Source organism: Bradyrhizobium sp. CCBAU 53338 (assembly GCF_015291665.1).
In the GTDB taxonomy this organism is placed as follows: Bacteria; Pseudomonadota; Alphaproteobacteria; order Rhizobiales; family Xanthobacteraceae; genus Bradyrhizobium.
Window position 1 is genome coordinate 1108376 of the sequence record NZ_CP030048.1, and the last position, 25986, is coordinate 1134361.

Here is a 25986-nt window from a genome sequence, read left to right on the forward strand (position 1 = left end):
CGAAAGCTTCACGCTCTCAGATGGAACCGACCCGCGGCAAATCTGTTTGCCCGCGGGGTTAGGGGTTCCACGGAGAAATCGTCCACATGTTGAAGAAGATCCTTTCCGCTGCCGCCATCGGCACCGGCGTGCTTGTGATGTCGACCTTCACCGCGTCGGCGGCGATCGTGTGTCGGGGCCACACCTGCTGGCATACGCATGAGGCTTACGACTTTCCGCACGAAGCCGGTGTCGTCGTTCACGAGGACAACTGGCACTGGGGCCCGCGCGAAAAATTTGCTTTCCGTGAGCACGAAGGCCGTGGCTATTGGCACGGCCGCAAATGGGTGGCGTGGTAATTCGCCGTTCGGCGCAGCACCGGAGGCCGCACTTTGGCGGCCTCCATGCCTCCGGTCTCTCCATAGGAAATCGCATCCCGGGCGCAGCGCGAGGCCCGCGAAATTCGCTACCGCAAAAACGCGGATGGTAATTCGATGCCGCCAAGGTAGCCGTCGCAAAAGATTCAACTTTCGATAGATTTAGTTTCGTGCATAATCGCCTTGGGGAATATTTCAGGGGGCGGTCATGTTGGCGCGAGATTTCGCGAATTGCCGACGCATAGTTGCTGTTGTCCTTTGCGCATTGATTATCGGCGGATGTGCCATTCGTCCGTTGCCGGACGATACGGCTCACATATCGACTTACAACATCGTCAGGCAAATCCGCTGCGAGACGCGGCAGGCTGTGATCGAATCACTTCGCAATTTTTTGATGGATCCAAAAGACCGGCAGGTAATTCCGGTGCCCGGTGGTCGAACATTCCAGAAGGTCGATGATAAATCCTACGCGTACGCCGTGACGAGATTTGATGAGTACGACGCCGACAAAGCGTCGATCGCGAAATTTGATCCGAGGAAACTCACCGGCTTCGCGCGATACGTCGTCGATGTCCTGCTCGCCACCGGCGTTGCCTACAATTTCGACCTGACCGGATACGAGCAGAACAATATCGACCCTGAAATCAATTTCATCCGTCCGCTGCCGGTCTCGACCCAGGTACAGCTGGGGCTCAAGGGAAATTTCGATCGATACCGCCAGAATGAGCGGTCGTTCACGATCACCGACAATTTCTACGGTCTGATCAAGTACGTTCCCGAATCCTACTGCACCAACTCCATCGTCGAAGCCAACATCATCTATCCGATTTACGGCAAAGTTGGCGTTCACAAGATGGTCTACGATTTCATGCTGCTGTCCTTCTTCGGAAATCTCACCGGAGACGGAAGTAAGGATTTCGTCAGTCTCAGCGCGAGCGCTCCGCCTACGATGGTTGACCAACTCGAATTCCAGACCACGATTGGCGGGTCAGCGACGCCCAAGGTGGTTTTCGCCCCGATCGGGCCGGCGTTCCAGGTCTCCGATGCGACCCTCGGTGTTTCAGCCATGCGAAAGGATACCCATAAGCTCACCATGGGTCTCTACCTTGATCAGGGCGGCGCCAAGGAGGTGAGAAATGTCCGCACCGCGCTATTCGACGGCTTCGCGGGCAATCTGATCACGGCGACCGGAGGACGAGCGGAGCTTGGCGCGGCGAGGGCCGTCGAGCAGTTCCTGCAGCAAAAAATATTCAAGCCGACGATTGTGATCCAACAGTGATTTGACGGAGGAAAAGATGGCCAAGAAGGCAAGCAAGAAGAGCGCAATGAAAGGCAAGAAAGCCGCGATAGTTCATATTCATGCGAAGGCCCTGGAAGGCCTGAAGAAGGCGGCGCGCAAGGCGGGGCTCGCAAAAGATTTCAAGGATGCGGTTGGAAGGACCAAGACCGCAACGTTCGTTCAGGTCAAACGGAAGAATTTCGATAAGCTCAAGGAACTTGCGGAGCATCCGGACCTCGCGCAGCCTCACCCGCTGTCGAACTGCGATTGCGATCCCAACGACCCGTTTTGCTTCTGCATGTAGCGGCTGTTGAGCCGCTACTTCCGTAAAATCTTCACCAGCTCGCCGTGCACGAACTCGTTGCCGCACACGACGTCGCCGGTGACGAGAGCATCGCCCGGCGTGTTGATGTCGCTCACCGTGCCGCCGGCTTCGCGCACCATGAGCATGCCGGCGGCGATGTCCCAGGATTGCAGATTGCGTTCCCAGTAGCCGTCGAGACGGCCGGCGGCGACGAAGGCGAGGTCGAGCGAGGCGGCGCCGAAGCGGCGCAGGCCCGCGACGCGGTCCTGGATCGCGGTCATCTCGCGGCGGAATTCCTCGTGGTCGCCGCGGCCGATATGGGGCAGGCCGCAGGCCACCACGCATTCGTTGAGCTGGCGGCGGCCGGCGACGCGCAGGCGCTGGTCGTTGAGGAAGGCGCCCTTGCCGCGCTCGGCGATGTACAGCTCGTCATTGGCGGGATTGTAGATCACGCCGGCGATGATCGTGCCCTCGCGCACGAGGCCGATCGAGATCGCGAATTGCGGGATGCCGTGCAGGAAGTTGGTGGTGCCGTCCAGCGGGTCGACGATCCAGGTGTGGCTCTTGTCGGTGCCCTCGCGCATGCCGCCCTCTTCGCCGATGAAGCCGTAGCCGGGCCGCGCCTTGGCGAGGTCCTGGTAGAGGATTTCCTCGGCGCGCTTGTCGGCGAGCGAAACGAAGTTGGCAGGGCCCTTGAGCGAGACCTGGAGATGCTCGATCTCGCCGAGATCGCGCTTGAGGCTGCGGCCGGCGCGGCGCGCGGCTTTGACCATGACGTTGATAGTGGCGGAATACAGCATGAGATCAGTCTTTGACGGGGGAGGGGCGCAGGACCACGCCATTTGAGGGATTGGGTGCCCCGCGAGGGGCCAAACGTCAAGTCATTGCGTCAGATCATTTGGCGTCAGATCATTTGGCGTCGGGTCATCTGGCCTCGGGTCATTTGTCCCCGAGCCATTTCTTGGCGGCGGCCTCCGCCTTGGCGCGGTCCTCGGCCGGCAGGTCCGACAGCTCCTTGTCGAGCTCGGGGTCGCCTTTGCCGGCGGTCTTGGCCACCAGGTGCCATTTGAAGCCCTCGACCTTGTCCATGGGCGCGCCCATGCCGTTGATCAGGACCCAGGCGAGGCGGTTCTGCGCGATCGCACTGCCCTGGCGGGACGCCTTGCGCAGCAACGCCACGGCTGCGGGCTCGTTCTTCGGCGTGCCGGTGCCGTTGAACATGGCGATGGCATATTCGACCTCGGCATCGACATTGTCGGCGAGCGACGCCGCCTGGAGCAGCCGCACCGACCTTTCGAGGTCCTTCGGCACCCCGGTGCCCTCCTTGTAGAAGGTCGCGAGCGCGTATTGCGCCTCGGGCAGTCCGGCATCGGCCGCCTGGCGGAGCAGCTCGGCGGAGCGCTTGACGTCCTGCGGTAGGGTCTGGCCGTCCAGATAGAGCAGAGCGAGGTTATAGGCCGCCTTGGGCTCGCCAAGCTTGGCAGCGGAGGCCATCAGCTTGACCGCCTCGCCCTTGTCGACGGGGCCGCCACGGCCGGACATGCGCAGCATCGCGAGCGCGAACATCGCCTCGCGATCGCCGGCGTCGGAGGCGCGCTTGTACCATTCGATCGCCTTGGCGTAGTCGCGCCTGATGCCCATGGCGTTGGAATAGAGCTCGCCCAGCATGGTCATGGCCTTGGCATCGCCGTTCTTGGCCCGTTCGCTGGCGAGGTCGAAGGCGGTCTTGTACTGGCCGCGCTGATAGGCGCCGAACACCAGATCGACATTGGAATTGTCGGTCGGCGGCGCGGGGATCACGGTTGCAGGCAGCGTCGGGCTCGGCGAGGCCGAGGGCTTTGGCGCCGGCGCAGCCTCTTTCTTCTTTATCGTGTGCGGCGCGACCTTGGGTTTTTCCTTTGCAGATTCCTTTGCAGATTCCTTGGCGGCTTCCTTGGGCTTCTGCTTCTCGGGCGCAGGACTCGGGATCGTCGCCGGTGGCGTGAGCTGGAGCTGCGCGGCCGCAGGTGCCACCAGCAGCAGCGTGGCCAGAAGGGTGAGGCGCGGAAGCGTCATGTCGGGCGCTAGCTCCGGCCCACGGCAACAGCCGTGAAGGCCTTCTTGATCGCGGCGTCGGCCTCGATCAACGCCGCCTTGGGCCCGCGCGGGTCGGCCCAGACGAGATCGCCGACCAGCACGAAATCGGCGCCGCTGGCGGCGAAGTCGTGGGCTTCCTCGAACGACACCGCGAAGCCGACACAGGGGGGCTCGAACAGCTCGGCCCACCAGTCCAATCGCTCGGCAATCGCCTGGGCCGACGGCCGCTGGCCTTTCGCATCGGGCTCGCCGAACAGCACGTAGTCCGCGCCCATCTCGCCGGCGTTCATGGATTCGTGGCGCGTTTCGAGCCCGCCGACGCCGGCGATGCGATCGGGCTTGAGCGACGGCATCGCCTCTTCCAGCGCTGCGATATCCGAAAGATGCGCGCCATCGGCGCCGCCGCGCGCGACGATCTCGGGATGGCCGTCGACGAGCAGGGCCGCGCCGGCCTTCTGCACGACCGGCGCCAGGGCCTTGATCCGCGAGATCATGGTGCGCTGGTCGGTCTCCTTCAGCCGCAACAGCACGGCCGCGACATCGACGGCCGCAAGCAGGTCGGGCAGTTCGGCGAGGAGCGCGGCGGGATCGTCGACCACAGGCGTCGCGAGATAGAGACGCGGCGCCGGGCGCGGCGGAGGCGATTTGTTCGACAAGGTTAGGCTGCCTTCTTTTCCAGGCTGCTCTGCCATTCGCCCCTGGAGGCGAGGCCGTTCATGCGGGCGCGATGACTGAACGCGTTTTGCCCGGCCGTAACATTCTCAGGCCTGCCCGACCAGGCCTTCTGAGGCGCGGCCTGCAGCGCGCGGCCGTATGAGAAGGTCAGGCCCCAGGGCAGCGGGCCGAGCTTGTGCATGGCGTTGAGATGCGCGGTCGCCTCCTCGTCCGACTGGCCGCCGGAGAGGAAGGCGATGCCCGGCACCGCCGCCGGCACGCAGGCCTTGAGCAGACGGATGGTCTTTTCAGCGACCTCCTCGACGGAGGCCTGCCTTGCGCATTTCTTGCCCGAGATAGCCATGTTCGGCTTCAGCACCATGCCTTCGAGCGCGACGCGCTGCACGCGCAGCTCCTGGAACGTCTTGTTGAGCACGCGGCTCGTGACCTCATGGCAGCGATCGATGTCGTGATCGCCGTCCATCAATACCTCCGGCTCGACGATCGGCACGATCTGCGCGGCCTGGCACAGCGCGGCATAGCGCGCCAGCGCGTGCGCGTTGACGCTGATCGCGGTCATCGACGGAATGCCGCTGCCGATATCGATCACCGCGCGCCATTTGGCAAAACGCGCGCCGCGCTCGTAGTATTTCCTCAGGCGTTCGGCGAGCTTGTCGAGCCCGACGGTCACGAGCTCGCCTGGGCACATCGGCAGGCCTTGCGTGCCCTCGTCGACCTTGATGCCGGGAATGGCGCCGCTCTGCTCGATCAGCTTGACCAGCGGCGTGCCGTCCGCGGCATTCTGCCAGATCGTCTCGTCATAGAGGATCACGCCGGAGATGTACTGGCTCATGGCCTCCCTGGAGCGGAACAGCATCTCGCGATAGTCGCGGCGGTTGGCTTCCGTCGACTCCACGCCGATCGCGTCGAACCGCTTCTTGATGGTCCCGGAGGATTCATCGGCGGCAAGGATGCCCTTGCCTGGTGCGACCATGGCGGTCGCCACCCTGTTGAGCTCAGTCAGATTCATCGAGAGGTCCTCCCAAAACGATTCTGCCCTTGCCTGTGAAAATAGACCGTTCTCGGGCAATTGCCGAGTTAACGTTGGTCGCAGGGTAAAGCCGTTCTCCGTCATTCCGGGATGCGCCGAAAGGCGCAGGCCCGGAATCCATAACCCCAAGCCGTGGTTATGGATTCCGGGCCCACGCGGAGCCTGTCATCGGACCGCGCGTTCGCGCGGACCCGTTCGCGTGTCCCGGAATGACAGAAGAGGGGCTTTACGCCACCCGCGCGATCGCTTACGCGACGCGGGGGTCGAGTTCGCCCTTGGCGTAACGCTTGGCCATGTCGGCGGGGGTCAGGATCTTCTTGAACTTGGCGGCCTGGCCTGCGGTATTGAACTCCTGGAGCCGCTGCTTGCACAGCTTGGTCATGGCTTCCATCGCCGGCTTGAGGTACTTGCGCGGATCGAACTCTTCCGGATTGTCCTTCAGCACTTTCCGGATCTGGCCGGTCATGGCCATGCGGTTGTCGGTGTCGATGTTGATCTTGCGCACGCCGTTCTTGATGCCGCGCTGGATCTCGGCGACAGGCACGCCCCAGGTCGGCTTCATCTTGCCGCCATAGGCGTTGATGATGTCCTGCAGGTCCTGCGGCACCGACGAGGAGCCGTGCATGACCAGATGCGTGTTCGGCAGCTTGCGGTGGATCTCCTCGATCACCTTCATGGCGAGGATGTCGCCGTCGGGCTTGCGGGTAAACTTGTAGGCGCCGTGGGAGGTGCCCATCGCGATCGCGAGCGCGTCGACCTTGGTTTCCTGGACGAACTTCACGGCCTCGTCCGGATTGGTCAGCAGCTGGTCGTGGCTGAGCTTGCCTTCGGCGCCGTGGCCGTCTTCCTTGTCGCCCATGCCTGTCTCTAGCGAGCCGAGCACGCCGAGCTCGCCCTCGACCGAGATGCCGCCGAGATGGGCCATGTCGGTCACGGTCCTGGTGACGCCGACATTGTAGGCCCAGTCGCCGGGGGTCTTGCCGTCGGCCTTCAGCGAGCCGTCCATCATCACGGAGGTGAAGCCGGCCTGGATCGCGGTCATGCAGGTCGCGGCCTCGTTGCCGTGGTCGAGATGCACGCAGACCGGAATGTGCGGATAGATCTCGGTCACCGCGTCCATCATGTGCTTGAGCATGACGTCGTTGGCGTAGGAGCGCGCACCGCGCGAGGCCTGGATGATGACCGGCGCGTCGACCTGGTTGGCCGCGTCCATGATCGCCAGCGCCTGCTCCATGTTGTTGATGTTGAAGGCCGGTACGCCGTAATCGTTCTCAGCCGCATGGTCGAGCAATTGACGCAACGTGATCCGAGCCATCTGTGTTCTTCTCCGGTTGGGCGTGAGGCCGCTTGTTTCTTCGAATTACTTGGTGCGCAGAACTTCGACGCCGGGCAGGGGCTTGCCTTCCATCCATTCAAGAAATGCGCCACCGGCGGTCGAGACATAGGTGAACTGACCGGCCACATGGGCCTGGTTGAGCGCCGCGACGGTATCGCCTCCGCCCGCGATCGAGATCAGCTTTTTCGCTTTCGTACGTTCTGCCGCATGCTTGGCGGCCGCGACCGTGCCGCGGTCGAACGGCTGCATCTCGAACGCGCCGAGCGGCCCGTTCCAGACCAGCGTGGCGGCATCGTCGATCGCGGCCTGGACGCGCACGATCGATTGCGGGCCGACGTCGAGGATCATGCCGTCGGCCGGGATCGCATCGAGGCCGTAGGCGTGCGAGGGCGCATTCGCCGCGAAATGATAGGCGACGGTGGCGTCGACGGGGAGGATGATGGCGCAGTTGGCGGCTTCCGCCTTCTCCATGATGCGCAGCGCCGTGGCTGCGAGATCCTTCTCGGCCAGCGACTTGCCGACGCCGACGCCCTGGGCGTGCAGGAAGGTGTTGGCCATGCCGCCGCCGATCACCAGCGCGTCGACCTTGCTGACGAGGTTTTCCAGGAGGTCGATCTTGGTCGAGACTTTTGCGCCGCCGATGATGGCGATGACGGGCTTGGTCGGCGAACCCAGCGCCTTCTCCAGCGCGTCGAGCTCGGCCTGCATGGTGCGGCCGGCATAGGCCGGCAGCTTGTGGCCGAGGCCTTCGGTCGAGGCATGGGCGCGGTGCGCCGCCGAGAACGCGTCGCTGACCCAGATGTCGCCGAGCTTGGCGAGCTCCGCGACGAAGGCCGGATCGTTCTTTTCCTCTTCCTTGTGGAAGCGGGTGTTTTCCAGACAGAGGATGTCGCCATCCTTCAGCGCCGCGACCGCCTTGGCTGCGGGCTCGCCGATGCAATCATCGGCGAAGGCGACCGGCTTCTTCACGACCTTCGACAGCGCTTCCGCAACGGGCTTGAGCGACTCCTTGGGGTCGCGTCCCTTCGGGCGGCCGAAATGCGCGAGCAGGATGACCTTGCCGCCCTTGTCCGAGATTTCATTGATGGTCGGCGCGACGCGCTCGAGCCGGGTCGCGTCGGTGACGCGGCCATCGTCCATGGGCACGTTGAGATCGACGCGGAGCAGCACGCGCTTGCCCTTCACGTCGACGTCGTCGAGGGTGCGGAATTTGTTGGTCATCGGACGCTTCCTTGTCCCGGGCGCCGCTGCGCAGAACCGGGACCCACCTTACAGCGAGTCCCGCGGTTGAATGGGTCCCGGATCTGCGGAGCAGCGCAAGCGCTGCACCGCGTCCGGGACACGAGACCTTGCTTAGATCACCTTGCTCATCGCAACCGCGGTGTCGGCCATGCGGTTCGAGAAGCCCCACTCGTTGTCGTACCAGGACATCACGCGCACCAGCGTGCCGTTCTGCACCTTGGTCTGGTCCTCGTGGAAGGTCGAGGAGTGCGGGTCATGGTTGAAGTCGATCGAGACGTTCGGCGCGGAGGTGTAGCCGAGCACGCCCTTGAGCTGTTGCTCGGAGGCGCGCTTCATCGCCGCGTTGATTTCCTTGGCGTCGGTGGCGCGCTTGGCGACGATCTTGAGGTCGACGACCGAGACGTTCGGGGTCGGCACGCGGATCGCGACGCCGTCGAGCTTGCCCTTCAGCTCGGGCAGCACGAGGCCGATGGCCTTGGCAGCACCGGTCGAGGTCGGGATCATCGACATCGCCGCCGCACGGCCGCGGTAGAGATCCTTGTGCAGCGTGTCCAGCGTCGGCTGGTCGCCGGTGTAGGCGTGGATCGTGGTCATGAAGCCGGTCTCGATGCCGACGAGATCGTTCAGCACCTTGGCGACCGGCGCGAGGCAGTTGGTGGTGCAGCTTCCGTTGGAGACGACCAGGTGATCCCTGGTCAGCGTGTCGTGGTTGACGCCGTAGACGATGGTGGCGTCGGCGCCGTCGGCGGGCGCGGAGACCAGCACGCGCTTGGCGCCGGCGGTCAGATGCGCGGAGGCCTTGTCCTTCGCGGTGAAGATGCCGGTGCATTCCAGCGCGATGTCGACGCCGAGATCCTTCCAGGGCAGCTTCGAGGGATCGCGCTCGGCGGTCACCTTGATCTTGCCGCCGCCGAGGCTGATCGAGTCGCCGTCGACGGTCACGGTGCCGGGAAAGCGGCCATGGACGCTGTCGTAGCGGAGCAGATGGGCGTTGGTCTCGACCGGGCCGAGATCGTTGATGCCGACGACCTCGATGTCCTTGCGGCCGGACTCGGCGATAGCCCGCAGGACGTTGCGGCCGATGCGACCAAAACCGTTAATTCCAACGCGGACTGCCATGTTTCGTCTCCTTATGACCGTTCAATGACGGCTGTTCAATAACCCCATCGTCCCGCACAACGCGCTTTGCGCGCCTGCGAGGGTTTTTTAGAGGCGGACGCCCGGTTCGGCCGGGCGATGCTTGATCATATGAGAGACTACGTAGTCCTTTTTTTTGGCAAGCTCAACTCTCAGCTGACGCGCTTCAGCACGGCGTTGACCGCAGCCTCGGCGGTAATCCCGAAATGCTTGAAAAGGTCCTTCGCCGGCGCGCTCGCGCCGAACGAATGCATGCCCACGAATTCGCCATCCTGGCCGATCACGGCATCCCAGCCCCAGCGCACGGCGGCTTCGATCGCGACCTTCACCGGGGCGTTGCCGATGATCTCGGCGCGCTTGGCTTCTGGTTGCGCTAACAAAAGCTCGAGCGAGGGCACCGAGACCACCCGTGACGCGATGCCGCGCTCGGCGAGCTGCTTCTGGGCGGCTACCGCGATCTCGACCTCGGAGCCGGAGGCGAACAAGGTCGCCTTGGCTTCGCCCTGGGCCGCGACCAGCTCGTAGGCGCCGGCCGCGCACGGATTGTCGTTCGGTGCTGACGTGCGGAGCTGCGGCAGGTTCTGCCGCGTCAGCGCCAGCGTGGTCGGACCATCGATGCGGTTGAGCGCAAGCTCCCAGCACTCGGCAACCTCGATGGCGTCGCACGGGCGGAACACCCGCATGTTCGGAATGGCGCGGAGCGCCGAGAGATGCTCGACCGGCTGATGGGTCGGACCGTCTTCGCCGAGGCCGATGGAATCATGCGTCATCACGTAGACGACGCCGGCGCCCATCAGCGCGGCGAGGCGCATCGCCGGACGCGCGTAGTCCGTGAAGACGAGGAAGGTCGCGCCGTTCGGCGCGAAGCCGCCGTGCAGGAAGATGCCGTTCATCGCAGCCGCCATGCCGTGCTCGCGGATGCCGTAATGGATGAAACGGCCCTTCGGCGTCTTCGCCGAGAACGCCGTCGCCGACTTCGCCTTGTTGTTGTTGGAGCCGGTGAGGTCGGCGGAGCCTGCGAGGAATTCCATCGGCATCGCGCCGGCGATGACCTCGATCACGGCTTCGGAGGACTTGCGGGTCGCCGCGTTCATCGGCTTTTCCAGCAGCTCCTTCTTGTAGGCCTTCACCGCCTTGGCGAGCGAAGCGGGGCGCTCGTGGCGCAGGCGCCGCTCGAACTCGGCGCGCTTGCGGCTGCCGAGCTCACCGAGCCGTCCCTCCCATTCCTGACGGGCCGTAGTGCCGCGGCTGCCGGCCGCGCGCCAGGCCTTCAGCACGTCGTCAGGCACCGAGAAGGCGTCCTGCGAGATGCCGAGATTTTCCTTGGCGGCCTTGAGCTCGTCGGCGCCAAGCGCTTCGCCGTGCGCCTTCGCGGTGCCGGCCTTGTGCGGCGCGCCGAAGCCGATGGTGGTGCGGCAGGCGATCAGCGTCGGCTTGTTGGATTTCTGCGCGCGGGTGATCGCAGCCGCGATCGCAGCCTGGTCGTGGCCGTCGATCTTCTCGGCGGCCCAGCCCGCGGACTTGAAGCGCTTCACCTGGTCGACGGAATCGGAGATCGAGGTCGGGCCGTCGATCGAGATGCCGTTGTCGTCGTAGAGCACGATCAGCTTGCCGAGCTTCCAGTGGCCGGCCATCGCGATGGCTTCCTGCGATACGCCTTCCATCAGGTCGCCGTCGGAGGCGAGCACGTAGGTGTGGTGGTCGACGATCTTCTTGCCGAACTCGGCGGCCAGCATCTTCTCGGCGAGCGCCATGCCGACCGCGGTCGAGATGCCCTGGCCGAGCGGACCGGTGGTGGTCTCGATGCCCTTGGTGTGGAAGTTCTCGGGATGACCCGGCGTCAGTGAGCCGAGCTGCCGGAAGTTCTTGAGCTGGTCCAGCGTCATCGCGGCGTTGCCGGTCAAATACAGCAGCGAATAGAGCAGCATCGAGCCGTGTCCGGCCGAGAGCACGAAGCGGTCGCGATCGGGCCAGTCGGTTGCCGCGGCGTCGTATTTCAGGAATTGCGTAAACAGCACCGTGGCGATGTCGGCGGCGCCCATCGGCAGGCCGGGATGGCCCGATTTCGCCTTCTCGACAGCGTCCATCGAGAGGCCACGGATCGCGTTGGCCATGCGGGTGTGGTCGACTTGCGTCATGTCTGAAATCCGTCTGAAATGAGGCGCTTGGCGGTGGTGTGGGCCGCGTGGGAGGAGCCTGGCGGCCGCGAAAGGCAGGGCTGGGATAGCACCTCGGTTCCGGGAGTCCAAGGCAATCAAACGTCGGTTTGGCCGTAAAAGTTGCTTAGCAGTGCATAGTTTCGCGGCGGCGTTGCGCTTGGCTAGCTTGCCACGTAAATTTCTGCTTCTAACCGCTTGCCGAACCGAGTCTTTTGCCGGCCGGCAAGCTCTTGAGGTAAAGGCCACGGGCAAAGCCCACAGGGTTCCGCCGCTGACTGCATGAACGATCGCGTTTCCAAAAGCTCTGCCATGACGGAGTCCTCGGCCGTCGAGATCGAGATCGCGACCCGCAGACTCACGGCGGCGCTCGACGCGCTCGAAAGCGCGGTCGAGCGGCGGCGCGATGCCGACCGCGACGAGAACGAGCTGGCGACGCGAATCCAGGCGCTGGGCGCGGACCGCTCACGCCTTGCCGACGAGCTCGACGGCGCGCTGGTGAAGGCGCGCAAGCTCGAGCGCGCCAACCGCGAGATCTCCGATCGGCTGGATTCCGCGATCGTCACGATACGCTCGGTGCTCGATACCGGAGAGGACGGATGAGCCACATCAACGTCACCATCAATGCGCGGCAATACCGCATGGCCTGCGAGGAGGGCCAGGAGGTGCGGCTGCTCAAGCTCGCCGAAAGCCTGGAGACGCGGATTCAGTCGCTGCGCGGAAAATTCGGCGAGATCGGCGATGCGCGCCTCACCGTGATGGCGGCGCTGACCGTCTGCGACGAACTGGTCGACGCCGGCAACCGCATCCGCACCATGGAGCAGGAGCTGATCGAATTGCGGGATTTCCGCAACGCCGCCGTCGAGCGCGCGAGGCTGACCCAGACCGCCGTGGTGAATGCGCTGAACTCGGCAGCCGAACGTATCGAGAAGTCGACCCAGGTGCTGAACAGGACCGTCGGGAATGGGATTGCGATCGGCTGATAGCGGTTAGAACGAAGGGGCACGAGCCGGCGAAGGTGCCCACCTCTCCCCGTTGGGGAGAGGTGAACACCGAGCCAGAGCCGGGCTGGCGATTCGTCAGTATCGTTGTTACATTGCGCAAGCGAGGCTGCGACGCGCGTCCGGAGCCATATATCCCCGGGGCCTTATCGATCCTTTAGGGAACTGTCCCTGGCCGGGCCCGTGGGCCCGGACATATGGTGCCCACCTACTTTCGTAGGGAACTCCGGGATCGAGTGCTTCAACGGCGTCCGCGGCTTCGCACTTTGGTTTGCTTGGTTGTGCTTGTTGAAACGACTGCGGCCAATTCAACAGGTGTCATGCCCCGCCGAGTGCGCACTTGCGCACGGAGGACCGGGGCATCCAGTACGCCGCGGCCTTTGTGTGTGAATCACCATCGCCTCTGGAATACTGGATCACCCGCCTTCGCGGGTGATGACGAAGGGACCGGGCCCTTATGACCAATACAAAATCCGAACTCCGCGCCAGAGCCCTCGCGGCGCGCGACGCGCTGAGCGAGAAGAAGCGCGCCGCCGCCGCCGCAAAACTCGCCAGGCGCGGGCTGCCGTTCGAGCTGCTGCCCGGCAGTATCGTCTCCGGCTATTCGCCGATCCGCAGCGAGATCGATCCGATGCCGTTGATGGCGAAGCTCGCCGAACAGGGCGCCAGGCTGGCGCTGCCTTGCGTCACCGCACGTGGCCAGTCGCTGGTCTTCCGCGTCTTCCATCCGCACGACCGTCTGATGCTCGGTCCGCTCGGCATTCCCGAGCCGTCGCCGGCGGCGGCCGAAGTCATTCCCGACGTCATGCTGACGCCGCTCGCGGCCTTCGACCGTCTCGGCCACCGCATCGGCTATGGTGCGGGGCACTACGACTTCACCTTCGCTCACTTGCGCAAGGCCAAGCAGATCGTCGGCATCGGGCTCGCGTTTGCAGCGCAGGAGATCAAGGCGGTTCCGGCATTGGCCCACGACGTGGCGCTGGATTATGTGCTAACGGAATCGGACGTGTTCGATTTCCGGAGTTCTGAAGTTGCGCATTCTCTTCGTGGGTGATGTCGTCGGCCGCAGCGGTCGCAATGCCATCGCCGAATATCTGCCCGGCATGGTCAGGGACTGGTCGCTCGATTTCGTCGTCGTCAACGGCGAGAACTCGGCCGGAGGCTTCGGCATCACGGAAGCGATCTACCAGGAGTTTCTCGACGCCGGCGCCGATGCGGTGACGCTCGGCAACCACTCCTGGGACCAGCGCGAAGCCCTCGTCTTCATCGAGCGCGCCGAGCGCCTGGTGCGGCCGGCGAACTATCCGCGCGGCACGCCCGGCCGCGGCGCCGCCCTGGTCGAGACCAAGAACGGCAAGCATGCGCTGGTCGTCAACGCGCTCGGGCGCGTCTTCATGACCCCGTTCGACGATCCCTTCGCGGCGCTGGAGCGCGAACTCGGCGCCTGCCCGCTCGGTGTCGCCGCCGACGCCATCGTGGTCGATTTCCATTGCGAGGCGTCCAGCGAGAAGCAGGGCATCGGCTTCTTCTGCGACGGCCGCGCCAGCCTCGTCGTCGGCACGCATACGCATGTGCCGACCGCCGATCACCAGATCCTCGCGGGCGGCACCGCCTACATGACCGACGCCGGCATGACCGGCGACTACGACTCCATCATCGGCATGCAGAAGGAAGAGCCGCTGCGGCGGTTCACGTCGGGCATTCCGTCGGGCCGGTTCGAGCCGGCCGCGGGCGTTGCGACGCTCAGCGGCGTGGCGGTGGAGACGGATGATGCGACGGGCCTCGCACTGAAGGTTGCGCCGGTGCGTGTTGGCGGAAGGCTGGAGCCGGCGACGCCGAAATTCTGGTTGAGTTGAACTTCTGTACGGCAAACGCCGCAGCCCCTTCTCCCCTTGTGGGAGAAGGTGGCGCGAAGCGCCGGATGAGGGGTTCTCTCCGCGCACTCAATTGAGAGTGGGACTCGCGGAGAGAACCCCTCACCCGGCTTCGCTTCGCGAAGCCACCCTCTCCCGCAAGGGGAGAGGGTGCAGTGGTCCTAACCGGCTACATGGGTAACAGAATAGACCGGCGACATGGGTAACAGGTCAACTGTCGGCAGGGAGGACCCTGCCGATGGGTTGGAAGGAGACCTGTGCCGTGGAAGAGCGGATGCGCTTTATGGTGGCGGTTGAGAAGGGCGAGGAGTCGTTTGCCGCGATCTGCCGGCGGTTCGATGTAAGCCGCCGGATTGGATACAAGTGGCTGGCGCGCTTCGAAGAGGAAGGGGTTGCCGGTCTGCTCGACCGTTCGCGAGCGCCGGCGCATCATCCGCAAGCAATTGTCCCGAAGGTCGCGGAGCGCTGCCTCGAGGTGCGTCGGGCACATCCGACCTGGGGGCCGAGGAAGGTTCGGGCCTATTTGAAGCGCGCCGCGCCCAAAACGGCTTGGCCGGCGACGAGCACGATCGGGGAGCTGTTCGACCGCGAGGGGTTGACGGTGAAGCGCAAGCTGCGCCGGCGTAGCCCGCCATCGAGTGCGCCGTTTGCCGGTTGCGAGGCCGCCAACGACGTCTGGTGCATCGACTTCAAGGGTTGGTTCCTGACCGGCGACGGCAAGCGGTGTGAACCGCTGACGTTGACCGACGCTCATAGCCGCTACCTGTTGCGCTGCCAGGCCCTCTCCCGGACGGATACCGACCATGTCTGGCCGGTGCTGGATGCGGCCTTCCGCGAGTTCGGGCTGCCCCGTTACCTGCGGTCGGACAACGGCTCTCCCTTTGCGTCGACCGGCGCGGGCGGGCTGTCGCAACTGTCGGTGAAACTGATCAAGGCCGGCGTGACGCCGGAACGCATTGCCCCGGGCAAGCCGCAGCAGAACGGCCGTCACGAGCGCATGCATCTCACTCTGTTGCAGGATGTGGCCAATCCGCCGGCGCACAGCATGCGCGAACAACTGAAGCGACTACGCAGCTTCCAGCGGCTCTACAACGAAGAACGTCCGCACCAGTCACTCGACGATGCGACGCCGGCCGAGCGCTATCGAGCTTCACCGCGACGCTTCGACGGCATCCTGCGCTCGCCGGAGTATGGAGATCGGGAGGTGCGCCGGGTTCGGCACAACGGAGAGATCAAACTCGACGGCAAGTTCATCTACATCACCGCAGCTCTGGCGGGTGAGCCGGTCGGCCTGGCTGAAGCTGAAGATGGCTGGATAGTCAGCTACGGCCCGATCACGCTCGGCACCATCGCTCACCATGCAGACGAACTGCGACGCCCTAAACGCAAAGGCCGTGGACTTGGGGACAACGCTGCGCGTTGCCCCCAGGGTCCACAGCCCCAACAACAACAGACCTGAACGAAACGAGAATTGTGTTACCCATGTCGTCGGTTTGATCTGTTACCTATGTCGCCGGTTGCTCACAGTGTTCGTCTGCGCGATACCTACTCTGCCGTCTGCTCCCTCAACTCCGCCACGTCCTTCGCCGTCAGCTTCGAACCCTTGGTCCCGAACCGCGCCGTGACGTAGTTCGCCACCGCGGCGATCTCGTCGTCGGTATAGGCATTGCCGAACGCCGGCATCGACAGCGCACCATCGGGCGTATGCCTGACGGTGCCTGAGATCACGATCTGCGCGACGTTCGTGGCGGCGGGGTCGTTGACGGCCCAGGTGCCGGTGAGCGTCGCCATCGGCGATACCGGGCTTTCGCCGCTCCAGCCGTGACAACTGGCGCAGGCGCTGGCGAAAACTTTCTTGCCGCGTGCGTCTGCCGTGACGCCGTCCTTGTGCGAGGCGGGCGCGACCGGCGCCGTGCCAGCGGCAAGGTCTGGCGAGGATACCGGAGGAACGCTACGCAAATAGGCGACGATGGAACGGATATCCTCCGGCGCGAACTGACTGAAGCTGTGGTCGACGGCTTCGCCCATCGGACCCGAGGCCGAACCGTGACCCGATGCGTGGCCGAGTGAGAGATACGAGATCAGATCCGCATCGCTCCAGTTGCCGAGGCCGGTCGCCTTGTCGGAGGAGATGTTGAAGGCGCGCCAGCCGGCGGTGATGGCGCCGGCGAACTTCTTGCGGTTGTCGAGCGCGAAGCCGAGATTGCGTGGCGTATGACACTCGCCGCAATGTGCCAGCGCTTCCGCCAGATATGCGCCGCGATTCCACTCCGGGCTTTCCGACGTATCGGGCGCAAAGCGCGTGTCCGGATTGAACACGGCCGACCAGACAATCATTGCCCAGCGCTGGTTGAACGGGAATGACAGCGTGTTGTCAGGCACTTTCGCGCGCACTGCCGGCAGGCTGAACAGATAGGCCTTCACCGCCAGCACGTCCTCGTCGCTCATGTAGGTGTAGGACGTGTAGGGCATCGCCGGGTAGAGCCGGGCACCGTCACGGCGCTTGCCGCGCTGGACTGCGTCCAAAAAGTCCTGGTCGCTGTAATTGCCGATGCCGGTGTCCTTGTCCGGCGTGATGTTGGTCGAATACAGCGTGCCGAACGGCAGCTTGAAGGCGAGTCCGCCGGAATAGCCCTTCTCGCCCGGCTTGGTGTGGCAGACCATGCAGTCGGCGGCCTTGGCAAGATATTCGCCGCGCTCGACAAGGCTCGCCTTCTCGAGCCTGGCCGGCACGCCGGTGGGCTTGCCGGCGCGGTAGTCCGCGAGCGCCACCTTGGTGCCGCCTGCGAAATCGAGCGGGCCGGGCCCGCGGATGATGAAGACGCCGAGCGCCACCGCGACGATGGCGATCACGACGAGGCTCGCAAGGATACGCATTGTCCTGATCATGCCTTCTTCCCCGCAGCCAGCAGTTTCCGATCGATGGGCAAGCGCCGCAGCGCTACGCCGGTAGCGGCGTAAATCGCGTTTCGGAGCGCCGGCGGTCCGGCGTTGACGCCGGCCTCACCGATGCCGCCGGGCGCTTCGCCGCTCTTGACCACGATGACCTCGACCTTCGGGGTCTCGTTGATGCGCATCATGCGGTAGTCGTGGAAGTTCGATTGCTGCACGCGGCCCTTGTCGATGGTGATCTCGCCGTAGAGCGCGGCGGTGAGACCGAAGATCAGTCCGCCCTCGATCTGCGCCTTCACCGTGTCGGGGTTGACCGCGATGCCGGTGTCGACCACGGAGGTGACGCGGCGAAGCACGATCTCGCCGACGTCGTCGATCTCGGCTTCCACCACGGTCGCGATGAAGCTCGCGAATGACGGCTGCACGCAGACGCCGCGGCCGACGCGCGGCGGCAGCGGTTGGCCCCAGCCGGACTTTTCAGCCACCTGGTTGAGCACCGCGAGCATGCGCGGGTTCCTGGTCAGCATGGCCCGGCGGAATTCGATCGGGTCCTTGCCGGCCTTGCGCGCGAGCTCGTCCATGGCGCATTCGATCGCGAACACGTTGTTGTTCGGACCGACGCCGCGCCAGAAGCCGGTCGGCACCGCAGGCGGCTCGGCGCGGACATATTCGACGTGGAAATTGGCGAAGTCGTAGGGCGCGTCGACGGCGGCGTCGACTGCGTCGATGTCGATGCCCTTCTGAAAAGCCGGCGGCAGCCAGCGCGCAATCACGGCGGAGCCCGCGATCTTGTACTTCCAGGCTGCGACCTTGCCATCGACCAGCGACGCCGTGATCTGGTCGCGATAGACAGGCCGGTAGACGTCGTGCTGGATGTCCTCCTCGCGGGTCCAGATCACCTTGACGGGATAGTCGACCTGTTTTGCGATCTTCACGGCCGCGATCACCATGTCCGGCTCGAGCTTGCGGCCGAAGCCGCCGCCGAGCAGGTGCTGGTTGACGATCACCTTCTCGACGGGAAGGCCGGCGGCCTTTGCCGCTTCCGACTGCACCCGCGTCATGATCTGCGTGCCGGTCCAGATCTCGCAGGAGTCTTTCGTGACATGCACGGTGGCGTTGATCGGCTCCATCGAGGCATGTGCGAGGAACGGCAGCTCGTAAGCCGCCTCGAACTTGTCGCCGGTGGCGAGAGCCTTGGCGATGTCGCCGGTGGATTTGGCGACCGCGCCGTCTTTTGCGCTGGCATCGCGCAGGTTCTGCCAGATGTCGTTGGTGGTGATTTTGGCGTTCGGGCCTTCGTTCCACTCGATGTCGAGCGCTTCGAGACCTTTCTTCGCCGCCCACATGTGATCGCCGATCACCGCGACGGCGTCGTCGAGCACGACGACCTTGCGCACGCCGGCGACCTTCATCGCGGCGCTGTCGTCGACCTTGCCGACCTTGCCGCCGAACACGGGACAATTGGCGATCGCGGCGATCTTCATGTCGGGCAGGATCGCGTCGATGCCGTAGAGCGCCTTGCCATTGACCTTGTCGGGCGTGTCGAGCCGCTTCAGCGGCTGGCCGATCAGGACGAAGTCCTTGGGATCCTTGATCGCGACGTCCTTCTGCGGCGTCTGGCCCTGCACGGCGAGCGCCAGCTCGCCATAGCCGAGCTTGCGGCCGCTGGCGGCATGGGTAACCTCGCCCTTCGAGGCCGTGCAGCTTGCGGGTTCGACGCCCCATTGGCTGGCAGCAGCCTGCACCAGCATCGCGCGCGCGGTGGCGCCGGCCTTGCGCAGCGGCAGCCACCAGGCGCGGATCGAGTTGGAATTGCCGGTGACCTGGAGGCCGAAGGTCGGGTTGGCGTAGAGCTTGTCGTTGGGCGGCGCGTGCTGCACCTCGACCTTGCTCCAGTCGGCATCCAGCTCTTCGGCGATCACGGCCGAGATCGAGGTGTAGGTGCCCTGGCCCATCTCGACCTGCGGCATCATCAGTACGGTGCGGCCGGTCTCGTCGATGCGGATGAAGGCGTTGGGCGCGAATTTGCCGTCGGTCGCATCCTTCTGCATCGGCTCGTTCGGAGCGGCGCGCAGCGGCAGATGGAAGGCGAGCAGGAAACCGGTGGCGAGGCCGCCGGTCAGAAGCGTGCGACGGGAAACGTTGTCGGGTGCATTCATGGCTGATCTCACGACTGACGGCCGGACGCGGCGAGCTTGATGGCCTCGCGGATGCGCACATAGGTGCCGCAGCGGCAGATGTTGCCCGCCATCGCGGCGTCGATATCGGCGTCGTCAGGGTTGGGTGTTGCCGCCAGAAGGGCTGCGGCCGACATGATCTGGCCGGACTGGCAATAGCCGCACTGGATCACTTCGGCCTCCAGCCAGGCCTTCTGCACCTTGGCGCCCGCAGGTGTGCTGCCGACGTGCTCGATGGTGGTGATGGCGCGGTTCGCCACCGCGCTGACCGGCAGCACGCAGGAGCGCACCGCCTTGCCGTCGACATGCACGGTGCAGGCGCCGCATTGCGCGATGCCGCAGCCGAATTTGGTGCCGGTCATTCCGAGGATGTCGCGCAGCACCCACAGCAGCGGCATTTCCGGTGGCGCGTCGAACGATTTCGTTTCGCCGTTGATGGTAAGAGTTGTTGCCATGTGCATCCCCTTCTTCGCCTGATCGCTGGCGGCGATCCAGTCGGCGAACTCGCGCGCGACCATAATCATACCGATGCGAAACGATGAAGCTTTCAAATTCGCAGCAATGCATATCTGCGCAGCTGGTGCGTCAGGCCATGACGTTCACGAATTTGTGCGGCGATCCGTGCGAAGGTTTTGGGCTAATTGATATGATAAGCGTCATTTTCTGACGCATTTTCGTCATCCGCGCCGTCGACCGCCGCAGATGATCGTGCGAACGCGCAAGATCATGCGATGACGAAATTCGTGCGATTGGGAAATGGCGCGGTGAGCGCGATGCGTCCGACGGGATCACTCGCATCGGCTCGCTCATGATTTCGGAATAATGGCACTATGCGCCTGTTTTGCCCGACGGGTCAACGTCTGCATTCAGTTCTTGGCAAGTCGAAGTCAGGATGACGCGGCGTCGGCAGGGACTGCCTCTCCCGTTTGCGGGGGAGGCAAAAAGTCCCGCGGCTACTGTGCATGGGTTGTTTTCGAGATTTGACTCAGCTCTGCCGGAAACCCATCCGGAACGCGCCCCAGTGCTTGCCGCGGATCATGATCGGCGAGGACAGATCCTTCATCAGCACGAACTGCCCGCCGCCCATGTCGCGGCGATAGGTCTGGAGCAGGAAAGGCTTTGTGTTGGCCGCGACCTTCTTCACCGCGCGATCGGAGAACAGGCGGCGGTTCCGGCAATTGGCGTTGTTCCAGACCGGGTCCTTGCCTTGCGGCAGCCGGTAGTTCGGATTGTGCGTCGGAAGGTACCCGCCCTTGGCCCAGGCCACGCAGAACACGATGCGGGGGTCCGACTTCTGGATCGGGTCCTGGATCGCGGGCAGCACGCGGTCGGTGAAGTCGACATAGGCGGTGGTGTACTGTCTTGGGTCGGTGCCCGAGATCTCCCGGTAATTCTCGTCCATGAGCTTGTCGAGCGTGATCTCGCCGCGCTCGATCGCGGCCTCGAACTCGGCCGAGATCCGCTTGGCTGTGTCGACGACGACGCGGATCAGCGGCGCATCCGACGTCTCGACGCCGCTGTCGGCGATCAGCGCGATCAGGCCTTCGGAGGTGTCGAGCAGTTTCGTCACGCGCTGGTCGGCGCTCTTGAGATCGCGCGAGGAGAGGTCGACGCCCCTGGCGAGTTCGTTGAGCTCGCTGATCACGGTGTCGCAATGGCCGAGATTGGAGGTCGCCGCGCGGGTGACGCTGTCGATCTCCGCCTCCACCGAGGCGAAGCCCTGCTGGACGCGCGAGATGATGCCGGAGATCGCTTGCGCGCCTTCGCCCGCGGTCTTGGCGCGCTGCGAGGCGTCGCTGCTCTCGCCGATCAGGCCTTCGATCTGGCCGTCGAGATCGCGCACGGTGTCGGAGATCAGGTGCGTGGCCTGGCGGGTCGCCTCCGCGAGGTTCTTGACCTCGCTCGCGACCACGGCGAAGCCGCGGCCGGCATTGCCGGCACGCGCGGCTTCGATGGTTGCGTTGAGGGCCAGCAAATTGGTCTGCTTGGCGATCGCCTCGATCGAGCCGGAGACCTTTGCCACTTGCGCCAGCGCGGAGCCGACGGCGGAGAGGCGCGCCTCGATCCGCTCCACGGCCGCGACGAGTTCGGAGATGTGGCTGACCGCGGTATCGACGGCGCTGCGCGACTGCGCGATCTCGCCGACCGCGGCCGACGTGGTCGATTGCACCGCCTGCGAGGCGTTGGCGATGTCGTGGTTGGCCGAGACCATGGTCTCCGCCGTCTTCTGGAGGTGATGGAACCGGTCCGACTGGTTGGCGACGCGGTTGGCGACCTCCTGGACGTTGCCGGCGATGTCGGCGAGCTCGACGCCGAGGCCGCCGATGCGGTCGGCGAGCTGGTCGATCAGCCGTTCGGCGAGCGTCCTGTTGGACGCGGTGTCCATGACGGCAAGTTGTGCGAGGGACATGTTACGGGCTTTCTCAACTCGGGGCCGTCCATCGGCTCACCGCGGCATTCCCATTCCAATTTCGACGTTAGAGGATGATTCGCGCCCGGCGTCTTGCCTGAGCGCGCACTACAGTTTGTAAGCCGTGCGGAACCCGCCCCAATGCCGACCCTGCACGCGGATCGGAACGTCGATCTCGCGCATCATCACCGTGTTGCCGTTGCCCATGTCGCGCGCATAGCTCTGGATCAGGTACGAGCGCTGGTTGTGCGCGGCCGCCAACCCCGCCGGATCGTTGAATATGCGGCGATTGCGGCTGTTGGCCGTGTTCCAGGCGATATCGCCCGGCCGCTGCGGATGCGAATAGATCTTGTTGTGGACGGGCAGGAAGCCGTTGCGGTCGACCATTGCGCAGAACGCCATGCGCGGCTCCCTGGCGAGAAAGGCTTCCTGGAACGGCGGCAGCGCGCGGTCGGCCCAATCGAGATATCTCGTGCGGTATTGCTGAGGATTGGTGCCTGATATCTCGGCGTAGTCCGTGTCGAAGAGGTCATCCATCCTGACTTCGCCGCGGGCGACGGCCTGCTCGAAGATCTTTGTCAGCGCGTTGCCGGCTTCCATCGCGCGGGTGACGAACTCCGTGTTCTCCTCGTGGATCGACCAGAGCTTGTCCTCGATCTTTTCGCGCAGCTGGGCACTCGGGCTGACGAACTGCGTGCGGGCGCCGGCCTTGGACTGCTCGACCACGCGCAGGCGGCAGGCACCGACGTCTTCCAGCGTGCCGTCGATGATCGCCTGCGGCGCGAGCCGGCTTGCCTCCGTGCCGCCGATCAAGACGCCGTCCATCGCGATCTCGTAGACCGGTAGCAGGCCGCGTGCGCCCTCGAATTTGAGATGGCAGGGCAGCCGCTCGGTCTTGCGGCGGTCGTCGTGCTCGCTCTGTTTGAGCAGCACCGCGCAGCGCGATTTCAGCTTCTGCGCGAAGGTCGTCACCGCCTTGCCGGCGCTGGCGACGTTCTCGCCATGGGTCTCGGCCGCCTTGGTCGCGGCGTCGATCTCGGCTGCGCTCCGGCCGACCGAGATGATGAATTGCGATGCGCTGCTGGCGTTGCCGGAGACCTCGCTGGTGGTGGCGTTCTGCTCGGCCACCGCGCCGTTGACGGTGTCGAACACCGGGCGGATCGCCTCGATCGCCTGCGAGATGCGATGCACCGCGTCCGCCGATCCGGCGGCGTCGCGCTGCAGCGCGTCGATCTTCTTGGAGATCTCTTCCGTCGCGCTCTGGGTCTGCACCGCGAGCGCCTTCACTTCGGTTGCGACGACGGCAAAGCCCTTGCCGGCGGCACCGGCGCGTGCGGCCTCGATGGTTGAGTTCAGCGCGAGCAGGGTGGTCTGCCGCGCGATCTGGGCGATCAGATTGACGACATTGCCGATCGCCGCGGAGGACTCGCGCAGGCGGTCGACGTTGTCGCGCGCCTCCTGCGCCGCGGCGCTGGCCTCGTCGGCGAGCTTGCCGGCCTCGCGGACCTGCGCACCGATGCCTTGCGCGGATTGGGTGAACTTGTCGGCGGCATCGGCAAAGCTCGAAGCGTTGGACTGTGCGGCATTGGTCCGCCCGGTCAGCGCGTCGGTGCGCTGGCGGATATCGGCGAGCGTCGCCGCGGTCGCCTCGGCGCCGCCCGCGACCGAATTGGCGGCACGCTCGAGCTGGCGGATCATGGCGCCGAGCTCGAGTTCCAGCAGTTCCAGGATCTCCCGGGCCGAATCGACCTCAGCGGCTGGAGCGGGCGCGGACTGGGCCGCCGGCCCCGCGGCCTGCAGGGAGGCCACTGGCGTGGCCATGTCTGGCAGGCGCTTCCGGAAAAATGCGAACGCCATGGGGTCTACTCTTGTCGGGAGATGGGCGGACGCTATTTTCGCAAGCTGGAATGAAATCAGGGTTAACGATGCCTGACTTCCGGGCACGGGCCACTACGTTATTACCTTAAAGTATGAGAGGCTCTTTCATTCCGATGGGTTGGCGGCCTATAAGGCCGCGCTTCCCCACGCTCACCTTTGACGCACGATTTCCTAGAGAAGATCACGCATGGCCGGACATTCCCAATTCAAGAACATCATGCACCGCAAGGGACGGCAGGATGCGCAGAAGTCGAAGCTGTTCGGCAAGCTGGCGCGGGAAATCACCGTCGCCGCCAAGCTGGGCACGCCCGACCCCGCCATGAACCCCCGCCTGCGCGCCGCCGTGATCGCCGCGCGGCAGGAAAACATGCCGAAGGACAACATCGAGCGCGCCATCAAGAAGGCGCTCGGCAGCGACGGCGAGAACTACGACGAAATCCGCTACGAGGGCTACGGTCCGGGCGGCGTCGCCGTCATCGTCGAGGCGCTGACCGACAACCGCAACCGCGCGGCCTCCGACATCCGATCCTTCTTCACCAAATCCGGCGGCAATCTCGGCGAAACCGGCTCGGTCTCGTTCATGTTCGACCGCACCGGCGTCATCGAGTACGACCGCAGCGTCGCCGATGACGATTCGGTGCTCGATGCCGCGATCGAGGCCGGCGCCGACGACGTGGTCTCGGGTGAAGGCGGCCACGAAATCTACGCCTCGACCGAAAGCTATCGCGACGTCGCCAAGGCGCTGGAAGCCAAGTTCGGCGAGCCGCGCAAGGCCGCGCTGATCTGGAAGCCGCAGAACACGGTCGCGGTCGACGACGAGACCGGCGAGAAGCTCTTGAAGCTGATGGACCTGCTCAACGAGCACGACGACGTCCAGAACGTCTACGCCAATTTCGAGATCTCGGACGCGCTGGTCGCGAAGCTGGGCGGGTAGGGGCGCCCGGCCGCCTTTCTCCGGGGACTTCTGTTCTGTTTCTGTTTCGCTATCATGGGCCAACCGCTATCACTGGCCCATGACCGCGCTCCCGATTCGCCAACCCGTTCGCATCATCGGCATCGATCCCGGCCTGCGCCGCACCGGCTGGGGCGTGATCGAGGCCGAAGGCAACCGCCTGATCTATGTCGCCTGCGGTTCGGTGGAACCGCCGGACGATCTGCCTTTGTCGAGCCGTCTGCTCGCGATCCACGAGGGGCTCGCGGCCGTTCTGTCCGATTACAAGCCGATGGAAGCGGCGGTCGAGCAGACCTTCATCAACAAGGACGGGGCTGCGACGCTGAAACTCGGCCAGGCCCGCGGCGTCGCCATGTTGGCGCCGGCAATGTTCGGCATCAGCGTCGCCGAATATGCGCCGAACCAGGTCAAGAAGACCGTGGTGGGGGCCGGCCACGCCGACAAGCAACAGATCGCGATGATGCTGAAGATATTGCTGCCGAAGGCCGAGCCTCCGACCCCGGATGCTGCCGACGCGCTCGCGATCGCCATCACCCATGCTCATCACCGCCAGAGCACGGCGCTCAGGCTGAAGGTGGTGGGACTATGATCGGCAAGCTCAAGGGTTTGATCGATTCCTACGGCGAGGATTATGTCGTCCTCGACGTCGGCGGCGTCGGCTATCAGGTGCATTGCTCGGCGCGGACGTTGCAGCATCTGCCCGCGCCGGGCGAAGCCGCGGTGCTGTCGATCGAGACCTACGTCCGCGAGGATCAGATCAAGCTGTTCGGCTTCCGCACCGACCAGGAGCGCGAATGGTTCCGCCTGCTCCAGACCGTGCAGGGCGTCGGCGCCAAGGTCGCGCTTGCGGTGCTCGGCACCCTGGCGCCTTCCGAACTCGCCAACGCGATCGCGCTGCGCGACAAGGCCGCGGTGGCGCGCACCCCCGGCGTCGGTCCCAAGGTCGCCGAGCGCATCGTTACCGAGCTGAAGGACAAGGCGCCGGCCTTTGCCAGTGTCGATCCGGCCGTCGTGCATCTCGCCGGCGCCGTCGACGATCAGCGCGCGCCGCGACCGGTGGCCGACGCGATCTCCGCGCTGGTCAATCTCGGCTATGGCCAGCCGCAGGCGGCTGCAGCCATCGCCTCGGCCTCGCGCAATGCGGGTGAGAATGCCGAAACGGCGCAGCTCATTCGCCTCGGCTTGAAGGAGCTCGCGAAGTGAGCGATCCC

24 protein-coding genes and 1 other RNA gene are annotated in these 25986 nt (G+C 64.9%); 12 read left to right on the plus strand and 13 right to left on the minus strand.

Annotated elements, in window-relative coordinates; all coding sequences use genetic code 11:
* The first annotated feature begins 86 nt into the window (after positions 1–86).
* The 3 genes from XH90_RS05350 (at position 87) to XH90_RS05360 (ending at position 1939) form a co-directional block, all read left to right on the plus strand.
* The gene (locus tag XH90_RS05350) at positions 87–338 is read left to right on the plus strand and encodes a hypothetical protein (RefSeq protein WP_194479555.1); all 252 of its coding nucleotides are present in this window, start codon (positions 87–89) and stop codon (positions 336–338) included.
* 226 nt (positions 339–564) lie between these two features.
* Positions 565–1635 (plus strand): hypothetical protein, encoded by a 1071-nt coding sequence (locus tag XH90_RS05355; protein WP_194479556.1) that lies wholly within the window; start codon positions 565–567, stop codon positions 1633–1635.
* Between the two features lie 16 nt (positions 1636–1651).
* Positions 1652–1939: a hypothetical protein gene (locus XH90_RS05360; RefSeq protein ID WP_194479557.1), complete on the plus strand. Its 288-nt coding sequence runs from the start codon at positions 1652–1654 to the stop codon at positions 1937–1939.
* A 14-nt stretch (positions 1940–1953) separates the two neighbouring features.
* On the opposite strand, the gene XH90_RS05365 is transcribed toward XH90_RS05360, so the two are convergent.
* From XH90_RS05365 to tkt, 8 genes are all read right to left on the minus strand, one after another.
* Positions 1954–2739 carry an inositol monophosphatase family protein gene (locus XH90_RS05365; RefSeq protein ID WP_194479558.1) on the minus strand — a complete coding sequence of 262 codons (786 nt, stop codon included), beginning with the start codon at positions 2737–2739 and terminating at the stop codon, positions 1954–1956.
* Positions 2740–2878: 139 nt separating this feature from the next.
* Positions 2879–3994: a tetratricopeptide repeat protein gene (locus XH90_RS05370; protein ID WP_194479559.1), complete on the minus strand. Its 1116-nt coding sequence runs from the start codon at positions 3992–3994 to the stop codon at positions 2879–2881.
* An 8-nt stretch (positions 3995–4002) separates the two neighbouring features.
* Positions 4003–4671: a thiamine phosphate synthase gene (locus XH90_RS05375; protein ID WP_194479560.1), complete on the minus strand. Its 669-nt coding sequence runs from the start codon at positions 4669–4671 to the stop codon at positions 4003–4005.
* A 2-nt stretch (positions 4672–4673) separates the two neighbouring features.
* On the minus strand, positions 4674–5699 hold the full coding sequence (locus XH90_RS05380) for a class I fructose-bisphosphate aldolase (RefSeq protein WP_194479561.1): 1026 nt from the start codon (positions 5697–5699) through the stop codon (positions 4674–4676).
* Between the two features lie 268 nt (positions 5700–5967).
* Positions 5968–7035, minus strand: a complete 1068-nt coding sequence (fba, locus tag XH90_RS05385) for a class II fructose-bisphosphate aldolase (protein WP_194479562.1) — start codon at positions 7033–7035, stop codon at positions 5968–5970.
* A gap of 45 nt (positions 7036–7080) precedes the next feature.
* Positions 7081–8277, minus strand: coding sequence for a phosphoglycerate kinase (gene pgk / locus XH90_RS05390; RefSeq protein ID WP_194479563.1), 1197 nt, complete (start codon positions 8275–8277; stop codon positions 7081–7083).
* A 132-nt stretch (positions 8278–8409) separates the two neighbouring features.
* Positions 8410–9417, minus strand: a complete 1008-nt coding sequence (gap, locus tag XH90_RS05395; RefSeq protein ID WP_194479564.1) for a type I glyceraldehyde-3-phosphate dehydrogenase — start codon at positions 9415–9417, stop codon at positions 8410–8412.
* A gap of 170 nt (positions 9418–9587) precedes the next feature.
* Positions 9588–11573, minus strand: coding sequence for a transketolase (gene tkt, locus XH90_RS05400; RefSeq protein WP_194479565.1), 1986 nt, complete (start codon positions 11571–11573; stop codon positions 9588–9590).
* Positions 11574–11903: 330 nt separating this feature from the next.
* Here tkt and XH90_RS05405 point away from each other — a divergent pair, with 330 nt between their 5' ends.
* The 6 genes from XH90_RS05405 to XH90_RS05430 all read left to right on the plus strand — a co-directional run bounded on the left by XH90_RS05405 (position 11904) and on the right by XH90_RS05430 (position 15925).
* Entirely contained in the window at positions 11904–12194 is a 291-nt protein-coding gene (locus tag XH90_RS05405; protein ID WP_244646294.1) for a DUF4164 domain-containing protein, read from the plus strand.
* On the plus strand, positions 12191–12574 hold the full coding sequence (locus tag XH90_RS05410; RefSeq protein WP_194479566.1) for a cell division protein ZapA: 384 nt from the start codon (positions 12191–12193) through the stop codon (positions 12572–12574). The genes XH90_RS05405 and XH90_RS05410 overlap by 4 nt, the downstream gene beginning before the upstream one ends.
* A 121-nt stretch (positions 12575–12695) precedes the next feature.
* Positions 12696–12856, plus strand: a non-coding RNA gene (ssrS, locus tag XH90_RS05415) — 6S RNA.
* A gap of 193 nt (positions 12857–13049) precedes the next feature.
* On the plus strand, positions 13050–13646 hold the full coding sequence (locus XH90_RS05420) for a 5-formyltetrahydrofolate cyclo-ligase (RefSeq protein WP_194479567.1): 597 nt from the start codon (positions 13050–13052) through the stop codon (positions 13644–13646).
* Complete coding sequence (locus tag XH90_RS05425; RefSeq protein ID WP_194479568.1) at positions 13624–14448, plus strand: TIGR00282 family metallophosphoesterase; 825 nt, start codon at positions 13624–13626, stop codon at positions 14446–14448. The genes XH90_RS05420 and XH90_RS05425 overlap by 23 nt, the downstream gene beginning before the upstream one ends.
* Positions 14449–14704: 256 nt before the next feature.
* Complete coding sequence (locus XH90_RS05430; protein ID WP_371748261.1) at positions 14705–15925, plus strand: integrase core domain-containing protein; 1221 nt, start codon at positions 14705–14707, stop codon at positions 15923–15925.
* 86 nt (positions 15926–16011) lie between these two features.
* Here the strand turns inward: XH90_RS05430 and XH90_RS05435 are convergent, their stop codons facing one another.
* The 5 genes from XH90_RS05435 to XH90_RS05455 form a co-directional block, all read right to left on the minus strand.
* Positions 16012–17355 (minus strand): cytochrome c, encoded by a 1344-nt coding sequence (locus XH90_RS05435; protein WP_194479569.1) that lies wholly within the window; start codon positions 17353–17355, stop codon positions 16012–16014.
* Positions 17352–19517 carry a molybdopterin cofactor-binding domain-containing protein gene (locus XH90_RS05440; RefSeq protein WP_194479570.1) on the minus strand — a complete coding sequence of 722 codons (2166 nt, stop codon included), beginning with the start codon at positions 19515–19517 and terminating at the stop codon, positions 17352–17354. Before XH90_RS05440 ends, XH90_RS05435 begins: the two co-directional genes overlap by 4 nt.
* Before the next feature lie 8 nt (positions 19518–19525).
* Positions 19526–19990 (minus strand): (2Fe-2S)-binding protein, encoded by a 465-nt coding sequence (locus tag XH90_RS05445; protein ID WP_194479571.1) that lies wholly within the window; start codon positions 19988–19990, stop codon positions 19526–19528.
* A gap of 530 nt (positions 19991–20520) precedes the next feature.
* A complete protein-coding gene (locus XH90_RS05450) occupies positions 20521–21945 on the minus strand; it encodes a methyl-accepting chemotaxis protein (RefSeq protein ID WP_194479572.1) in 1425 nt (474 codons plus the stop codon).
* A gap of 108 nt (positions 21946–22053) precedes the next feature.
* Complete coding sequence (locus tag XH90_RS05455; protein WP_194479573.1) at positions 22054–23802, minus strand: methyl-accepting chemotaxis protein; 1749 nt, start codon at positions 23800–23802, stop codon at positions 22054–22056.
* 208 nt (positions 23803–24010) lie between these two features.
* Between XH90_RS05455 and XH90_RS05460 the strand changes: the two genes are divergently transcribed.
* The 3 genes from XH90_RS05460 to ruvA all read left to right on the plus strand — a co-directional run bounded on the left by XH90_RS05460 (position 24011) and on the right by ruvA (position 25978).
* Entirely contained in the window at positions 24011–24757 is a 747-nt protein-coding gene (locus XH90_RS05460; RefSeq protein WP_194479574.1) for a YebC/PmpR family DNA-binding transcriptional regulator, read from the plus strand.
* Positions 24758–24836: 79 nt separating this feature from the next.
* Positions 24837–25364: a crossover junction endodeoxyribonuclease RuvC gene (gene ruvC / locus XH90_RS05465; RefSeq protein WP_194479575.1), complete on the plus strand. Its 528-nt coding sequence runs from the start codon at positions 24837–24839 to the stop codon at positions 25362–25364.
* On the plus strand, positions 25361–25978 hold the full coding sequence (ruvA, locus tag XH90_RS05470; protein WP_194479576.1) for a Holliday junction branch migration protein RuvA: 618 nt from the start codon (positions 25361–25363) through the stop codon (positions 25976–25978). The genes ruvC and ruvA overlap by 4 nt, the downstream gene beginning before the upstream one ends.
* The last annotated feature ends 8 nt before the right edge of the window (positions 25979–25986 follow it).

Bases quoted from the DNA above. Each gene is read 5' to 3' on its own strand.
- XH90_RS05435 (WP_194479569.1), bottom strand. From the start codon at position 17,355: ATGATCAGGACAATGCGTATCCTTGCGAGCCTCGTCGTGATCGCCATC.
- ruvC (WP_194479575.1), top strand. From the start codon at position 24,837: ATGACCGCGCTCCCGATTCGCCAACCCGTTCGCATCATCGGCATCGAT.
- XH90_RS05355 (WP_194479556.1), top strand. From the start codon at position 565: ATGTTGGCGCGAGATTTCGCGAATTGCCGACGCATAGTTGCTGTTGTC.
- XH90_RS05455 (WP_194479573.1), bottom strand. From the start codon at position 23,802: ATGGCGTTCGCATTTTTCCGGAAGCGCCTGCCAGACATGGCCACGCCA.
- XH90_RS05430 (WP_371748261.1), top strand. From the start codon at position 14,705: ATGGGTTGGAAGGAGACCTGTGCCGTGGAAGAGCGGATGCGCTTTATG.
- fba (WP_194479562.1), bottom strand. From the start codon at position 7,035: ATGGCTCGGATCACGTTGCGTCAATTGCTCGACCATGCGGCTGAGAAC.
- XH90_RS05410 (WP_194479566.1), top strand. From the start codon at position 12,191: ATGAGCCACATCAACGTCACCATCAATGCGCGGCAATACCGCATGGCC.
- XH90_RS05445 (WP_194479571.1), bottom strand. From the start codon at position 19,990: ATGGCAACAACTCTTACCATCAACGGCGAAACGAAATCGTTCGACGCG.
- XH90_RS05350 (WP_194479555.1), top strand. From the start codon at position 87: ATGTTGAAGAAGATCCTTTCCGCTGCCGCCATCGGCACCGGCGTGCTT.
- XH90_RS05420 (WP_194479567.1), top strand. From the start codon at position 13,050: ATGACCAATACAAAATCCGAACTCCGCGCCAGAGCCCTCGCGGCGCGC.
- XH90_RS05450 (WP_194479572.1), bottom strand. From the start codon at position 21,945: ATGTCCCTCGCACAACTTGCCGTCATGGACACCGCGTCCAACAGGACG.
- XH90_RS05360 (WP_194479557.1), top strand. From the start codon at position 1,652: ATGGCCAAGAAGGCAAGCAAGAAGAGCGCAATGAAAGGCAAGAAAGCC.
- XH90_RS05380 (WP_194479561.1), bottom strand. From the start codon at position 5,699: ATGAATCTGACTGAGCTCAACAGGGTGGCGACCGCCATGGTCGCACCA.
- pgk (WP_194479563.1), bottom strand. From the start codon at position 8,277: ATGACCAACAAATTCCGCACCCTCGACGACGTCGACGTGAAGGGCAAG.
- XH90_RS05365 (WP_194479558.1), bottom strand. From the start codon at position 2,739: ATGCTGTATTCCGCCACTATCAACGTCATGGTCAAAGCCGCGCGCCGC.
- ruvA (WP_194479576.1), top strand. From the start codon at position 25,361: ATGATCGGCAAGCTCAAGGGTTTGATCGATTCCTACGGCGAGGATTAT.
- XH90_RS05405 (WP_244646294.1), top strand. From the start codon at position 11,904: ATGACGGAGTCCTCGGCCGTCGAGATCGAGATCGCGACCCGCAGACTC.
- XH90_RS05440 (WP_194479570.1), bottom strand. From the start codon at position 19,517: ATGAATGCACCCGACAACGTTTCCCGTCGCACGCTTCTGACCGGCGGC.
- XH90_RS05370 (WP_194479559.1), bottom strand. From the start codon at position 3,994: ATGACGCTTCCGCGCCTCACCCTTCTGGCCACGCTGCTGCTGGTGGCA.
- tkt (WP_194479565.1), bottom strand. From the start codon at position 11,573: ATGACGCAAGTCGACCACACCCGCATGGCCAACGCGATCCGTGGCCTC.
- XH90_RS05460 (WP_194479574.1), top strand. From the start codon at position 24,011: ATGGCCGGACATTCCCAATTCAAGAACATCATGCACCGCAAGGGACGG.
- gap (WP_194479564.1), bottom strand. From the start codon at position 9,417: ATGGCAGTCCGCGTTGGAATTAACGGTTTTGGTCGCATCGGCCGCAAC.